Origin of the sequence: Kitasatospora sp. NBC_01250, assembly GCF_036226465.1 — a bacterium.
Classification (GTDB): domain Bacteria; phylum Actinomycetota; class Actinomycetes; order Streptomycetales; family Streptomycetaceae; genus Kitasatospora.
This window is the reverse complement of the sequence record NZ_CP108476.1, coordinates 574,163-588,293: the sequence shown is the minus strand read 5'-3', so window position 1 is coordinate 588,293 and position 14,131 is coordinate 574,163. Positions and strand designations below refer to the sequence as shown.

At 72.1% G+C, this 14,131-nt stretch carries 14 protein-coding genes; 9 read left to right on the top strand and 5 right to left on the bottom strand.

Going from position 1 to position 14,131, the window contains the following annotated elements:
- Nucleotides 1-155: 155 nt before the first annotated feature.
- Complete coding sequence (locus OG500_RS02820; protein WP_329576129.1) at nt 156-788, top strand: hypothetical protein; 633 nt, start codon at nt 156-158, stop codon at nt 786-788.
- A gap of 93 nt (nt 789-881) precedes the next feature.
- Here the strand turns inward: OG500_RS02820 and rph are convergent, their stop codons facing one another.
- Nucleotides 882-3,482 carry a rifamycin-inactivating phosphotransferase gene (gene rph / locus OG500_RS02815; RefSeq protein ID WP_329576126.1) on the bottom strand — a complete coding sequence of 867 codons (2,601 nt, stop codon included), beginning with the start codon at nt 3,480-3,482 and terminating at the stop codon, nt 882-884.
- Between the two features lie 348 nt (nt 3,483-3,830).
- Here rph and OG500_RS02810 point away from each other — a divergent pair, with 348 nt between their 5' ends.
- The 5 genes from OG500_RS02810 to OG500_RS02790 all read left to right on the top strand — a co-directional run bounded on the left by OG500_RS02810 (nt 3,831) and on the right by OG500_RS02790 (nt 8,400).
- Nucleotides 3,831-4,652, top strand: a complete 822-nt coding sequence (locus OG500_RS02810) for an SAM-dependent methyltransferase (RefSeq protein WP_329576122.1) — start codon at nt 3,831-3,833, stop codon at nt 4,650-4,652.
- Nucleotides 4,653-4,674: 22 nt separating this feature from the next.
- Nucleotides 4,675-5,421 carry a VOC family protein gene (locus OG500_RS02805; protein WP_329576118.1) on the top strand — a complete coding sequence of 249 codons (747 nt, stop codon included), beginning with the start codon at nt 4,675-4,677 and terminating at the stop codon, nt 5,419-5,421.
- Between the two features lie 96 nt (nt 5,422-5,517).
- Nucleotides 5,518-6,183, top strand: a complete 666-nt coding sequence (locus OG500_RS02800) for a maleylpyruvate isomerase family mycothiol-dependent enzyme (protein ID WP_442789097.1) — start codon at nt 5,518-5,520, stop codon at nt 6,181-6,183.
- Nucleotides 6,184-6,286: 103 nt separating this feature from the next.
- Nucleotides 6,287-6,691, top strand: coding sequence for a hypothetical protein (locus tag OG500_RS02795; protein WP_327064743.1), 405 nt, complete (start codon nt 6,287-6,289; stop codon nt 6,689-6,691).
- Between the two features lie 194 nt (nt 6,692-6,885).
- Nucleotides 6,886-8,400 (top strand): threonine/serine ThrE exporter family protein, encoded by a 1,515-nt coding sequence (locus OG500_RS02790; RefSeq protein ID WP_327064742.1) that lies wholly within the window; start codon nt 6,886-6,888, stop codon nt 8,398-8,400.
- 55 nt (nt 8,401-8,455) lie between these two features.
- Here the strand turns inward: OG500_RS02790 and OG500_RS02785 are convergent, their stop codons facing one another.
- The 3 genes from OG500_RS02785 to OG500_RS02775 all read right to left on the bottom strand — a co-directional run bounded on the left by OG500_RS02785 (nt 8,456) and on the right by OG500_RS02775 (nt 11,028).
- The gene (locus tag OG500_RS02785; RefSeq protein WP_327064741.1) at nt 8,456-9,226 is read right to left on the bottom strand and encodes an amino acid ABC transporter ATP-binding protein; all 771 of its coding nucleotides are present in this window, start codon (nt 9,224-9,226) and stop codon (nt 8,456-8,458) included.
- Complete coding sequence (locus OG500_RS02780; protein ID WP_329576113.1) at nt 9,219-10,067, bottom strand: amino acid ABC transporter permease; 849 nt, start codon at nt 10,065-10,067, stop codon at nt 9,219-9,221. The genes OG500_RS02785 and OG500_RS02780 overlap by 8 nt, the downstream gene beginning before the upstream one ends.
- A 79-nt stretch (nt 10,068-10,146) precedes the next feature.
- Entirely contained in the window at nt 10,147-11,028 is an 882-nt protein-coding gene (locus OG500_RS02775; RefSeq protein WP_329576111.1) for an ABC transporter substrate-binding protein, read from the bottom strand.
- A 580-nt stretch (nt 11,029-11,608) separates the two neighbouring features.
- On the opposite strand from OG500_RS02775, the gene OG500_RS02770 reads away from it, so the two are divergent.
- On the top strand, nt 11,609-12,292 hold the full coding sequence (locus OG500_RS02770) for a pyridoxamine 5'-phosphate oxidase family protein (protein WP_327064738.1): 684 nt from the start codon (nt 11,609-11,611) through the stop codon (nt 12,290-12,292).
- A gap of 34 nt (nt 12,293-12,326) precedes the next feature.
- Here the strand turns inward: OG500_RS02770 and OG500_RS02765 are convergent, their stop codons facing one another.
- A complete protein-coding gene (locus OG500_RS02765; protein ID WP_327064737.1) occupies nt 12,327-12,773 on the bottom strand; it encodes an Lrp/AsnC family transcriptional regulator in 447 nt (148 codons plus the stop codon).
- 93 nt (nt 12,774-12,866) lie between these two features.
- On the opposite strand from OG500_RS02765, the gene OG500_RS02760 reads away from it, so the two are divergent.
- Complete coding sequence (locus tag OG500_RS02760; RefSeq protein WP_329576106.1) at nt 12,867-13,685, top strand: LLM class flavin-dependent oxidoreductase; 819 nt, start codon at nt 12,867-12,869, stop codon at nt 13,683-13,685.
- Entirely contained in the window at nt 13,682-14,119 is a 438-nt protein-coding gene (locus tag OG500_RS02755; RefSeq protein ID WP_329576103.1) for a nucleoside deaminase, read from the top strand. The genes OG500_RS02760 and OG500_RS02755 overlap by 4 nt, the downstream gene beginning before the upstream one ends.
- The last annotated feature ends 12 nt before the right edge of the window (nt 14,120-14,131 follow it).

Here is a 14,131-nt window from a genome sequence, read left to right as displayed (position 1 = left end):
ATCACCCGTCGGGGCCCTGGGGAAACATCCGGACACCCACCGTGACCCGGCCAGCGGAGCGCCGGACCGGCGGGAGCTTCACGTCGACGCGGCCGAGGTGGGCGAGGAGACTGGCGGAAGGGAGACACGCCAGGGAGCAACCGGACGATGGGGTGATGATCATGCAGAAGGTACGGCTTGCCGTGCTGTCGACCGTAGCGGCCGGGGTGTTGGCGGCGGGTGTGGGTGCGGTGCCCGCGCAGGCCGCCACGCCGACGACGAGTGCCGCCACGACGATTGCCGCCGCGACGAGTACTGGCACGGCGAGTGCCGGCAGCACGGCGCCGGCCAACGCGGTGCTGCCGCTGAGCTCGGTCGCAGGGCTCTTCTCCGAGGTCACGCAACTGGTCAGCGTGGGCCCCGACCCGACCGCCGTCGGTCACCCGACGAGCACGGTGAGCCTGGTGTTCGCCGACCCGAGCGGCACCAAGCGGGTGACCCTCTCCGTCGACCTGTACGCGAGTGCGGCGGACAGCGCGGCGGCCTTCCAGCAGTCCGCGCAGGCCAGCACCGCGGTCCCGGGCTTCACCCCGCTGCAGACGCCCGCGCTCGGCGACGCCAGCACGGCGGGCATCGTCACCATGGGCACCGAGACCCATGTCGGCATCGGTGTCCTGGACGGCCAGCTGATCGTGGGCGCGACCACCGCGGGCTTCAGCCTCACGCAGGCCAACACCGACCGGCTCGTCACGGTGGCGCAGCTCGAGTCGACCATTGCCAAGGCCGTGATGGGCGCCGCCGGGTCCTAGCGTGATGGGCGCCGCCGGGTCCTGGCGAGTGTCCGGGTGCACCCGGACGGTGCCGCACGGGCGGCCGACCAGGGCGTCAGGGTGGTGCGGACGTCAGGAGAGGATCTCGACGTACCCGTCGCTCCCGTGCACCCGGATCCGCTGCCCGTCGCGGATCAGCCGGGTGGCCTGCTCCACGCCCACCACGGCCGGCAGGCCGTACTCGCGGGCGATCACCGCGCCGTGGGTCATCAGGCCGCCCACCTCCGTCACCAGGCCCGCGACCGCGACGAACAGCGGCGACCAGCTGGGGTCCGTGAAGGTCGTGACCAGGATGTCGCCCGCTTCGAGATCGGCCTTCGCCAGGTCGAGGATCACGCGGGCCCTGCCCTCGACGGTCCCGGCGGAGACCGGCAGGCCGGTCAGCGCCCCGGCCGGCACGTCGTCGCGCCGGTAGGCCCCGGTGAGGGCCTCGCCGTCCGAGGTGAGCACCCGGGGCGGGGTGAGCGCGTGGTACGAACGGAACGCGTCCTTGCGCTGCTCGATGAGCCGGTCGTCCACCTGGTTCGAGCGCACGACCTCGTGGAACTCCTGGAACGTGAGGTAGAAGGCGTCCTCCTGCTCGGCGAGCACGCCCGCCCGCACGAGGCGCTCGGCCTGCGCCACCAGAGCCTGCTTGTAGAGGAAGTAGCGGCTGACGATGCCGTACTTCGGGTACTCCCGGTACCCGATGAAGGTCCGGACCCGGTCGATCATCCGCTTGGTCTCGTCGGCCTTCTGCTCGCCGTCCGGCAGGGCCCGCAGGCGTGACAGCACCTCCTGTTCCTTCTGCCGGGCCTTCTGCCGCCCTTGCTCGAAACGCCGCTCGGCGGCGCCCGGTTCGAAGTTCCTGACGTTGTCCAGGATCACGGGCACGAGCGTGCCGGGCCGCTCGCGCCAGCGCGGCCGCGTGATGTCGATCTCGCCGACGCAGCGCATGCCGTACCGGTCGAGGTAGGCCTCCAGGGCGTCGCGTGCTTCGCTCCCGCCCGGCAGTTTCGCCAGCTCGTCCAGGAAGCCGTCGTCCTCGACACCCTGCAGGAACGCCACCACCTGCGGGTGCGCGCGGATCACGTCCGCGACGTCGAGCAGCTCCAGTCCCATCTCCGAGGTGATGTTGCCGGGGGCGGAGAGCGTCAGCGTGTCAGCGGCGTTCTTCTCGCCCAGCCACTCCTGCAGCTTGTCGTTGAGCCACCAGGTGGCCTCCATCCCCGCCATGATCGCCTGGAGGTTCAGCGGATCACCCAGGACCCGCTTGTGCTCCTCGAAGGCCACCTCCAGCAGGAAGTCGAACAGCGCCGGTCCGGTCTTCGTCCGGATGTCGCGCTCCAGGGCGGCGATGGATGCCCGGCTGCGTTCGACCAGGTCGGTGACGATGGCCGGATCGGTCGCGATCGGGGCGGGCGCACCGCCGGCCGGCCGCCCACCGGGGGCCGGGTCCGGGAGGGAGGGGACGAAGCCGTCGTGGTCGAGGACGGTTTCCAGCGCGTCCCTGGTCAGCGGGTCGCTCCTGCCCATGACGTCCAGCAGGGCGGCGCGGCTCGCGGGCGAGGCCAGGCGCCGGGTGGCGTCGACCCACAGCCTCCCGCCGGCCTCGTGCATCGGCACCATGGCCGTCAGCTGCCACATGGAGAGCCCCAGCGGCCGCATGGCGTCGGTCATCATCTGCCCGTGACCGACGGAGATGTAGACGTGGTTCTCCTGGTCGCCGCTCTCGGGGACGGGGAAGAGCGTGGTGATCGGCCGGCTCTGGACGATCACGAAGTCGTCGTCGACCAGGCACCATTCGATGTCCTGCGGGCGGCCGAAGTGTGCCTCGATCCGCCGCCCGAGCCGCACGAGCCGCAGGACCTGATCATCCGTCAGGGCGGGCTGCTCCTGCCGCTGCGCGTCGATCGCGACCTCCTGCACACCACCGTTCGGCAGGGCATGGACGGCACGCTGCTTGGCGGCGATCGCCCTGGCGACGACTTCGTCGTTGCGCACCGTGAAGACATCCGGGTTCACCAGGCCGGAGACCAGGGCCTCGCCGAGGCCGAAGCCCGCGTCCACCGTGGCGACCTTCCGGTTGCCCGTGACCGGGTCGGCGGTGAACAGGATGCCGGCCGCCTGCGGGAGGACCATCCGCTGCACGACCACGGCCATCTGCACCGCACGGTGGTCGATGCCGTTGCGCTGGCGGTAGGTCACGGCCCGCTCGGTGAAGAGCGAGGCCCAGCAACGGCTGACGTGCCCGAGGATTGCCGTCGGCCCCACGACGTTCAGATAGGTGTCCTGCTGACCGGCGAAGGAGGCCGTCGGCAGGTCCTCGGCCGTCGCGCTCGATCGGACGGCGCAGGCGGCCTGCTCGCCGAGCCGGGCGAGCGCGCCGGTGACGGCCGCCGCGAGATCGCCCGGGACGGGGGCGGCCTCGATGGCCTGACGGATCCGCGCGCTGAGCGTGCGGACCGCCTCCCGGTCGTCCGGCGTCACGTGTGACAACCGATCGAGCAACTCGTCGATCGACGGCACCTGCGCCATGACCCGTCGGAAGGCGTCCGTCGTCACGCAGAAGCCGTCCGGCACCCGGACACCCTCGATCCGCACCAGCCCGCCCAGGTTCGCGCCCTTGCCGCCGACGGTCGCGATCCGCGTCTCGTCGACCTCGTGAAGACCCACCACGTACTGCTCAGTCACTGTGACTCTCCTCCGAGGTATTTCCGCAGGTTGGGGGATGAGGCGACGATTCTGCGGCATGACCGGGGCCTTGCGGCAAGCCCCCCGGCGCGCTATAAGTTGAGAGTGGCAAGGAGAGACAGCGCTCCTTGCCTTTTCCCTTTCTCACGCGCCGGACGGCTCACGCGGCGGGTGCGCCCGCCTGGTGGGCGCCGGTCTCCCGGACGAGGAATCGGGCGAGTCGAGATCCTCGGCGGCGGTTGACGGTGCGTCGGTTCACCCGACTTCACCCGTTCGTGGAAGCCTCTGACCAGGCTGGTTCCCCTACGATGGGGGCCGCAACGGTCCGAGGGCAGGAGGCTGGTATCCATGACGGATCGCACCACCGAGGATGACCAGTCGAAGCCGAGCATCGCCCGCATCTACGACTATCTGCTCGGCGGCAAGGACAACTACCCCGTCGACCGCCAGATCGCCGACATCTTCATCAAGGACCTGCCCGGCTCGCCGTCGATCGCGCGGGCCAACCGCCAGGCCCTGATCCGCGCCGTGGGCGCCATGGCCGACGAGGGCATCGCCCAGTTCGTCGACCTGGGCAGCGGCCTGCCCACCGCCGACAACGTGCACCAGGTCGCCCGGCGGCACAATCCCGAGGCACGCGTCGCCTACGTCGACCACGACCCGAGCGCAGTGGCCCGCAGCCGCGCCCTGTTGGCCGACGACGAGCGCACCACGGTGGTCCAGGCGGACCTGCGCGACACCGAAAAGATCCACGACCACCCCGACGTGCAGGGCCTGATCGACTTCACCGAGCCGGTGGGCGTCATCTTCAGCGGCGTCCTGCACCACCTCAACGACGACGAGCGGCCCGCCGATCCCGTGCGCTGGTGGGCGGACCGGGTGTCCCCGGGCAGCCTGTTCTACATCTCCCACTTCCGCTCCGGCGACAACGGGGAGACCCGGGTCGTGGAGGAGAAACTGCAGAGCAGTCTCGGCCGTGGCCGCTGGCGCACCGACGAGGAGATCATCGGCCTGTTCGGCGACCTCGAACTGCTCGAACCGGGCCTGGTCAACTGCTCGCTGTGGCGCCCGGACCCCACCCCGGGCGCCGGCGCCGACAACGGCACCGGCGCTCGCGAGCTGACGGTGTGGGAGCAGCTGATCTCCTGCGCGCTGGCCCGCAAACCGTGAGCGGGTGCCCAGGATCGCCGGCATGGCACTGCGACCCGTCCAGGTGAACGTCAAGGCCCTCGACCATGCGGCTCTCGGCCGGTTCTGGGCCGCGGCGCTCGGCTGGCGCGCCGGCAGCGGGGAGTCCGGCGCGACCACCTACGCGGGCCCGGACGGCGGCCTCGTCTGGCCGGACCCGGTCACCCTCGGCATCGAGGTCGTTCCCGTCCCGGACCCCAAGACACCGACGAAGAACCGCGTGCACCTCGATCTCGCCACCACCTCCGCGGCCCACCAGTCGGAGCTGGTCGCGCGCTTGCGGGCCCTCGGCGCTACGCCCGCCGACGTGGGCCAGGGCGACGTGCCGTGGACGGTCCTCGCCGACCCCGAGGGCAACGAGTTCTGCGTGCTGGAGCCTCGGGAGATCTACCGTGGCACCGGGCCGATCGCCGCGGTGGTGGTCGACTGCGCGGATCCGCGGGCGATGGCCCGGTTCTGGGGCGTGGCGCTGGACTGGACCCTGCACGAGGTGGCCGACGACGCCGCGGTGTTGCGGTCCGCCCAGGGCGTCGGCCCGTATCTGGAGTTCCTCCGCAGCCCCGACGCGAAGACCGTGCCGGACCGCGTCCACCTCGATCTGCTGCCGTACCCCGGTGACGACAAGGCCGCGGAGGTGGCCCGGCTGCGGGCCCTCGGCGCCACCGACCTCGACCTCGGCCAGGGCGACGTGCCGTGGACGGTCCTCGCCGACCCTGAGGGCCACGAGTTCTGCGTCCTCGCCCGGGCCTGACGCGGAGGATGCGCGGTCGCCGCCCGCGTGCGAGGCTTCGCTCCACCAGTGCCCGGAGCGGCGCACGCCCGAATACCGCACAGGAGCAGAGCCCGCATGCCACCGTCGACACCGACCGACAGCCCCCGACCCGTGAGTGGCAGCTGGGGGCAGATCCACGCCGAGCGGGCCGCGCTGGCCGCCGACCTGGCGGGGCTGGCCGAGGAGCAGTGGGCCACCCCCTCCCTCTGCGACCGGTTCACCGTCCGCGAGGTGCTCGCGCACCTGACCGCGGGGGCGAGTCTCACCCCGGTGCGCTGGATGGTGGGTGTGATCCGCTGCCGCTTCGACTTCGACCGGCAGGTCGCCCTGCGGCTGGCCGAGCAGCTGGGCGCTACGCCGGCCGAGACGCTCGCGCGGTTTCGCCAGGTGGTCACCAGCACGACCAAGCCGCCCCTGCCGAGAGTGGCGATGCTCGGGGAGACCGTCGTGCACGCGGAGGACATCCGCCGCCCGCTCGGCATCGCGCGCGACTACCCGATCGACGCCCTGACCGCCCTGGCCGCCCACTACCAGGGCTCCGACCTGCCCGTCCTCTCCAAGAAGCGCGCCGCGGGCCTGCACCTGACGGCCACCGACGGTCCCTTCACCGCCGGTGACGGCCCACGGGTGTCCGGTCCCACCCTGGCCCTGGTCATGGCGATGGCCGGCCGGGCGCCCTACTGCGACCAGCTCGACGGCGAAGGCGCCGCCACCCTGCGCGAGCGCCAGGCGATGACCTGACCGTCCGACGAGCGATCTTGTGCTTCGCCGCAGCCTCGGCCAGCATGTGATCACGGTGGTGCGGCCATGGGGCGGAGCGCACGCCGCGAGAGGGGTGGGCCGGGTGGCAGGCGCGCACGAGGGGGACTCCGACGTCGTCTGGTCGGAACAGGTCGGGCGAGAGCTCGTGGAGGTGCGAAGGACCGAAGGCCGGTGCGTGCTGCGGATCGGTGGCTGGTCCACCGTGCTGAACCCGGAGACCCGGGTGCACCACGAGAGCAAGATGATCACGAGGCGCATCACCGTCGGTGATCCGGGCCGACCTCCGTTCGTCTACCGCTACCGGCTCCCGTGGCGGGGCGTTCTGGCGCCGGCCCTGGAAGCCACCTACGACCGGTGGTCGGCCGAGGCCGATGACCCGGGGCTGCGGCTGGTCGACTACCTCGGCGGAACGGACGACTGGGTGCCGCGGACACCGTCGAAGCGCGAGAGGGCCCTGCTGAAGACGATGTCCACCGACGGATCCTGAGCGCGTCCGGAAGGGCCTGACGGTCGAACGGCCCCCAGCGTGCGTGGGGCTGTCGGGCGCTCTCGGTGTGCTCTGCTTCGCTCCGGGTGGGGCGCGAGGGGAGGGAACGTTCACTCGTCATGACAGCGGGTAGTTACTCACTCTCAGAGAGTAATAAAACCGTGTCGGTGTCGTGCGGACGTCAAGGAGCGGTGGTGTCGGACGATGGTCAGCTCGGCGCGCACGCCGAGGCGAGCGGGCGGCCGGGGCCCGGGAGGGTGCCGCCGCGGGTGCCGGGTCCGCGGCATGCCGCCGATGCCGTTCATGACGATCTGTCACCCGCGGTCGTGGTGCCCTGGCCGGACCGGATGCTGCCGCTGCTGCGCACGCCGACGGCCGACCGGCCGCTCGTGCCGGACCTCGCCGAGGCGGACCGGCCCGAGCCGGCCGAGGCGGCGGCCGTGCTGGACCTCGCGCTGTCGGTCGGTGAACTGCTGCTCGCCAGTGGGGAGGCCGCCGAGGACGTGGAGGCGGCGATGCTCGCCGTCGCGCGTTCCTACGGGCTGCGCCCGTGCGATCCCCAGGTGACCTTCACCCGGGTGAGGATCTCCTACCAGCCGGGCCCGGCCGACCCGCCGTTGACGGCCGAGGGCTCGGTGCGCCGCCCCGCCGGGGACTACGCGCGGCTGGCGGCTGTCTTCCGGCTGGTGACCGAGGTCGCGGCGGGCACCGTCGAGGTGGTGGACGCCCACCGACGGCTCGCGGTCCTGAGCCGTCATCATCACCGGTTCCCCGGCTGGCTGCTGGTGTTCTCCTCCGGGCTGCTGGCCGGTTCCGCGACGCTGCTGGTCGGCGGGCGGGTCGACGCGCGGGCGTGGCTGGTGTTCGCCCTTGCCTTCGTCACGGCGCTGGTGGGGGACCGGCTGGCGGCGCTGGTGGCGCGCCACGACCTCCCGGCGTTCTACCAGTTCGTCCTCGCCGCGACGCCGGCCGCGGCGATCGGGATCCTGCTGTCGTTCAACGGCCTGCAGCTGCGCGGTTCGGTGGTCATCACCGGCGGGCTCTACGCGCTGCTACCGGGCTGGCCGATGGTGGCGGCGGTCCAGGACGGTCTGGCCGGCTTCTACCTCACCGCTGCCGCCCGCCTGCTGGAGGCGGTCTTCCTGATGGCGGGCGTGGTGATCGGCGTGATGACCGTGCTCTACGTGGGCGTCAGCAACGGTGCGGCGCTGGCGGCCCGGGACGCCCCGGCCGGGGAGCCGTACCCGCCGGTGCAGCTGGCGGCGGCGATGGTGCTCACCCTGGCCTTCGCGGTGCTGCTGAACACCGAGCCGGGCACGCTGCCGCTGGTGCTGCTCAACAGTGCGGTCGGCTGGACGACGTACGGCGTGCTGGTCAACGCCGGCGGGGAGTCGATCGTGGCCACCGGGGTGGCCGCCGGAATCGTCGGGCTCTTCGGCCAGCTGATGGCCCGCTACCGGGGCAACTCCGCGCTGCCGCACATCACCGCCGCGCTCGGGCCGCTGCTGCCCGGCTCGGCGCTCTACTTCGGGATGCTCGCCTTCGTCCGGGGCGAGTCGGAGGCCGGGCTGAGCCGGGTCGGGCGCGCGGTCGCGATGGCGATGGCCCTGGCGATCGGCATGAGCCTGGGCAGGGAGGTGGCCCGGCTGTTCCTCCCGGTGCGGGTGACCCCGGTGTTCGCCCGCAGGGGCGGCCGGCACCGCCGCTGACGCCCGTCAGCGGCGGTGCCGATGCGCCGCAGGTGGGCCCGAGCGGTCCGAGCGGTCAGAGCAGGTTGGACAGGAAGCGGCGCAGCCGGGGGCTGCGGGGCGCCTCGAAGAGCGACTCGGGCGCCCCGGACTCCACCACCGTTCCGGCGTCCATGAAGGCGACGCGGTCGGCGGCCTCGCGTGCGAACCCCATCTCGTGGGTGACGACGACCATGGTCATCCCGGCGCGGCCCAGGTCGGCCATCAGCGCCAGCACCTCCTTGACCAGCTCGGGGTCCAGGGCGGAGGTCGCCTCGTCGAAGAGCATCACCCGGGGTTCCATCACCAGCGCGCGGGCGATGGCCACCCGCTGCTGCTGGCCCCCGGAGAGCCGGCCCGGGCGCGCGCCGGCCTTGTGGCGCAGGCCGACCAGGTCGAGCTGGCGGAGGGCCGTCGCGTCCGCCTCCTCGCGGGACAGGCCGCGCAGCTTGCGCAGCGGCAGGGTCAGGTTCTGTCGCACGGTCATGTGCGGGAAGAGGTTGAACTGCTGGAACACCATGCCGACCTGACGGCGCAGCTGGTCCGGGTGGCGGTGCAGGACGCTCTCGCCGTCCAGCAGCACCTCGCCCCCGTCGGGCTCCACCAGCCGGTTGATCGCCCGCAGCAGGGTGGACTTGCCCGAGCCGGAGGGGCCGATGACGCACAGTGTTTCGCCGCGCGGGACGTCGATGTCCACGCCGCGCAGGATCGCGGTGCCGCCCAGCGAGAGCCGCAGGTCGCGGGTGGCCAGGCTGACGGCGGCGAACCGCGCGTCGCCGGAACCGGTGGCGGTCGGTTCGTCAGGCATGCGACGCTCCCTCGGGCGTGGTGTCCGGCGTGGTGTCCGGTGCGGTGTCCGGTGCGGTGTCGGACACGGGTTCGGGTCGGGCGGCAGGGACCGGGGCGCCGTCGGCGACGCCGTCGGCGTCCGTCGGTTCGGCGCTGGTGCGCCCGTTGCGCAGCCGTCGGTCGATCACGTTGACCAGGTGGGTCAGCGGCACGGTCAGCAGCAGGTAGAAGAGGCCGGCCAGGAGCAGGGCCGACTCGTTGCCGGAGGTGGCCGCGGCGTCCTGGCCGATCCGGAACAGGTCGCGCTGATCGGCGGTCAGCCCGAGGAAGTAGATCAGGCTGGAGTCCTTGATCAGCCCGATGAGCTGGTTGACCCAGGCCGGCAGCACCCGCCGGATCCCCAGCGGGATGATCACCAGCCGCATCGCCGAGGCGTGCGAGAAGCCGAGTGCCCGTGCGGCTTCGAGCTGGCCGGCCTCGACGCTCTGGATCCCGGAACGGAAGATCTCGCCGAAGTAGGCGGCCGCGATCAGCGAGAGCGCGAGGATCCCGAGCGGGTAGGGGTTCGGCCCCCAGATCTGGAGTCCCTCGGGGGCCAGGCCGACACCGATCAGCAGGATGGTGACCGCGGACGGCAGCCCGCGGAACAGGTCGGTGTAGACCCGGGCCGGCCAGCGCAGCCACCTCGTCCGGGCGGTGCCCGCCACCGCCAGCGGCAGCCCGACCAGGGTGCCGATGGCGGCGGAGGTCACCGAGAGGATCAGCGTGTTGGGCACGCCGGTGGTGAGCAGGTCGGAGATCGCCGAGCGCATCGATCCCCAGTCGAAGAACGTGTCTGCCAGTGTGCCGAGTTGGTCCACAGCACTCTCCTGTTCGGTCGGGTGCGGCCGTCGTCGCGAAGCGGGTCGCGACGACGGCCGCGGAGTCGGTTCGGCGCGATCAGGAGGTCGCGGAGGCACCCGGCGACGGCGCGGTGCTCGCGGTCGTCACCTTCGGGTAGTCGACGGTGCCGCTGCCGGGCTTGAAGTCGCCCGGCACGGCACGGCCCGGGTAGTACTGCTCCTCCAGGCGGGTCCAGGTGCCGTCCTGGATCACCTCGTCGAGGCCCTTGTTGAGCGCGGCGAGCAGCTTGGGCCGGTCGTGCGCGACGGCGAAGGCGGTGGGCTCCGAGCTCAGCTTGGTCTGGGCGAGCACCACCTTGCCGCCGCTGTCCTTGGCGCTCTGCTCGCCGATCTCGGCGGGCGATATCCAGCCCTGCACCGTCCCGGCCTTGAGCTGGTTGAGCGCGCTGTTGTAGTCGGGGACGCGCACGGGGTTCAGCCCGTTCTTCGTGGCGTAGTCGTCCTGGACGGTGCCCTGCACCACCACGACGCGCTTGCCGGCCAGCTGGTCGAAGCTGGTGACCGAGGAGCCCGCGGGCACGTCGAGCCCGAAGTAGCCGAAGTCGTAGCCGTTGGTGAAGTCCACCGTCTTCCTGCGGGCGTCGGTGATCGTGATGGACGAACTGCCCGCGTCGAACTTGTGGTTGGCCACCTCGGCGAGCAGGGCGGAGAAGTCGGTCGCGGCGAACTCCACCTTGAGGCCGGCCTTGGCCGCGACGGCGGTGAACAGGTCGTTGTCGAAGCCGGTGAACTTGCCGTCCTTGAGGAACACGTTCGGTGGGGCGTCGGAGAGCGTGCCGACCCGGATCGTGCCGGGCACCGCCAACTGGTACGGGTTGTCGGCCGCGGAGCTCTTGCCGGAGCCGCTGCCGCAGGCGGTGAGCGAGAGCAGGGCGGCGACGGTGCTGACGGTGGCGGCGAGGACGAGACGCGGACGCATGGGAACTCCTGGGCAGGTGAGGGCAGGCCGGGAACGCGCGCCGCGGCTGCCCGGGGTCGGGGACCACGGACCGGGCGGCAGCGGACGGCCGGAGGACGGATCGGTGCGAGGGAAGGGTCGTGCGGGGCACGGCGTACAGCCGGAAACCACGGGGAACCCGCTCGGCAGCGGGAGGCCTCGGTGGGAAACGGACCGGCGCGGCGAGCGTCAGATGACGTCAGCGGGGCCGGTGGACGGCGTGGAAAAAGGGGTCAGCAGCCGACGCGACAGCTTGTCGCCGTCACGCGGCGCAGGTCGATGTGCCTGCGCGACACCAGATATCCAGCCATGCGGGCACTATGTGTGATGATCGCCAGCGGAGTCAAATCCGGACGGCCGGGACCGCAGCTGGCGCCGGTTCCCCGCTGCGGTGCTGGTCAGAGCCGTGCCGGGCTCCTCTCCCGGGCACTCGACTGCGCCAGGCGGATGAAGAACGGTGCCCGGTCGCGTGGCGCCTCGCGCGGTGATCGGGCTGGGCCGCGGCGTCAACTACCGTGTGTGCCCTGCCCGAAAGCCCACTTCGACCCGGAACGGGGAGTACGTGACCGACGCCACGGCAGCGGCCGGTGCCAGCAGCGATCTGCCCACCCACGCGCAGGTGGTCGAGCGGATCAGACGCCGGCGCGAGGAGCTGGGACTGAGCCGCGAGGAGGTCGCGCACCGCGCCGGCATGTCGCTGGAGTACACCCACCTCCTGCAGCGGCTGGATCTCGACTTCCACCCGGCGGCACTGCGTCGCATCGCGGCGGTGCTCGACCTGAGCTACGACCAACTCATGGGGGAGCGGGAGGAGTCGGGGTCGGTGCCCGCGGATGCCCGGCTGATGATCACCCGCCTGACCGAGCAGGAGTGCTGGGACGCCCTCGGGGTCCGCAACGTCGGCTACCTCGGCTACCTGGACCGCTCGGACGCGTGGGCGATCCCGATGGACTACCTGGTCGACGGGCGCCAGCTGGTCTACCGCATCACGCCGACCGGCCCGCTGGCCACCGCCCCGGGCGTCCCGGCGCTGCTGGAGAGCGAGGGGACCAGCGGTGACCTGAGGCGCTGCTGGAACGTCCTGGCGGCGGGCCTGACCACCAGCCTCGCCGACGCGGACGTGAGCGCCGACCTGCGCACCCGGGTGGCCGCGGAATCGGAGAGGGGCGAGGGCGAGGGCGAGAGGTGGATGTGCCTGGCCGTCACCCGGATCGCGGGCCGCAGGATCGGGCTGCGCCAGGTCTGAGGGGCCGGGCCTTTCGGCTGTTCGTGACGCCTGCTCAGGGCCGGTCCGGCCCGCGGTAGGGCAGCGTCCGGCTGTAGACGACGCTCGTGGTCGTGCTGCCGAACCCGGCCAGCTCGTCCATGAGCGTCTCCAGGTGCTCCATCGAGGTCGCGGTCACCTTCAGGGTGTAGCAGTCGTCGCCCGTGGTGCGCAGGCACTCCAGGATCTCGCGGCGCTCGGCGAGCAGCCGGCGCAGCGGCTCGTGGCGGTTGCCCGGGTACTTCAGCCGGACGACGGCGAGCACGGGATAGCCGACCTTGGTCAGGTCCACCACGGCGTGGTAGCCGGTGATGACGCCCTGCGACTCCAGGTTCCGCACGCGTTCCGTGGTGGCCGACGGGCTGAGCCGCACCCGCCGGCCCAGTTCGCTGAGGGAGAGGCGGGCCTCCTGCTGCAGGTGCGCGATGATCGCCCAGTCTATGTCGTCAAGGTTCACGGTCACATTGGGAATCTACCGGAAGAACCACGGGAAACACCCGCCACGACCAGGAACTCTCCGTTCCGTGCGCCATGATCGCCGGGATAGCCTCGAGCCATGCAACTTGGCGTCAACGTACCGAACTTCGGGCCCGGCACCGACCCCGGCGTGCTGCGCGACTGGGCCCGGATCACCGAGGGGCTCGGCTACGACCTCCTCACGGTCTCCGACCACGTGGTCGTCACCCCGGATGTGGCCGAGCGGTATCCGGAGCCGTTCTACGAGCCCTTCACCACGCTGGCCTGGCTGGCCGGGGTCACCACCGCCGTGCGACTGGGCACCACCGTGCTGATCCTCCCGTACCGCAATCCGCTGGTGGTGGCGCGGATGGCCACCACGCTCGACCGGCTCAGCGGCGGCCGGTTCGTGCTCGGGGCGGGAGTCGGCTGGGCGCGGCAGGAGTTCGACGCGCTCGGGGTGCCGTTCGCCGAGCGCGGCCGGCTGACCGACGAGTACCTGGCCACCCTGCGGGAGGCCTGGCGCGCCGGGAGCGAGGACGGCCTCGCCCCGGTCCCGCTGTGGATCGGCGGCCACAGTCCGGCGGCGCTGCGGCGCGCCGCGCGGTTCGGGGACGCCTGGCACCCGCTGCGGCTGTCCGTGGCCCGGATGCGTGCGGTCCTGGCGGACCACTCGGTGGGCGGATTCGCGCCCCGCATCGCGCTTCGGCTGACCACCGCCCCGGTCGACGACCCCGAGCGGCCCGCCGGTGTGGGGACCATCGAGCAGATCCTCGACGATCTCCACCAACTCCGGCTGCTCGGAGCCGAGACCGTCGTGCTCGACCCCTACCACGGGGATCCACGGGACATCCGTCGACCCCACACGGCCTGGCAGGCACTCACCGAGGTGGCCGGCCGCTGGAGGAGCGCATCATGATCACCGCCGACGACGAAGTCCTCCTGCGACGCGCCATCGCCGTCGCGGCCCGCGCCGTTGCCGTGGGCGACGCCCCGTACGGCTCGCTGCTGGCCGGCAGCGACGGCACGGTCCTGGCCGAAGCCCACAACACGGTGCGGCGCGACAACGACATCACGGCCCACCCGGAGCTGAAGCTCGCACGCTGGGCGGCCCGCGAACTCGATCCGCGCACGGCCGCGCGCACCACCCTGTACACCAGCTGCGAGCCGTGCGGCATGTGTGCCGGCGGCATCGTCCGCTCCGGCCTCGGCCGGGTCGTCCATGCGCTCTCCACCGGACAACTCGTGCAGCTCAACCCGCAGTCGGGAGAGTGGCCGACGGTGGCGCAGGACGGCCCGGCCCTGTTCGACGAGGCACGCGTGCCCATCGACCGCTACTACCGGCCGCGTTGACGGAGTGTCCGG

Coding starts and splice junctions, on each gene's coding strand:
- OG500_RS02820 (WP_329576129.1), top strand. CDS start 156: ATGATCATGCAGAAGGTACGGCTTGCCGTGCTGTCGACCGTAGCGGCC.
- OG500_RS02810 (WP_329576122.1), top strand. CDS start 3,831: ATGACGGATCGCACCACCGAGGATGACCAGTCGAAGCCGAGCATCGCC.
- OG500_RS02805 (WP_329576118.1), top strand. CDS start 4,675: ATGGCACTGCGACCCGTCCAGGTGAACGTCAAGGCCCTCGACCATGCG.
- OG500_RS02800 (WP_442789097.1), top strand. CDS start 5,518: ATGCCACCGTCGACACCGACCGACAGCCCCCGACCCGTGAGTGGCAGC.
- OG500_RS02785 (WP_327064741.1), bottom strand. CDS start 9,226: ATGCCTGACGAACCGACCGCCACCGGTTCCGGCGACGCGCGGTTCGCC.
- OG500_RS02775 (WP_329576111.1), bottom strand. CDS start 11,028: ATGCGTCCGCGTCTCGTCCTCGCCGCCACCGTCAGCACCGTCGCCGCC.
- OG500_RS02760 (WP_329576106.1), top strand. CDS start 12,867: ATGCAACTTGGCGTCAACGTACCGAACTTCGGGCCCGGCACCGACCCC.
- OG500_RS02755 (WP_329576103.1), top strand. CDS start 13,682: ATGATCACCGCCGACGACGAAGTCCTCCTGCGACGCGCCATCGCCGTC.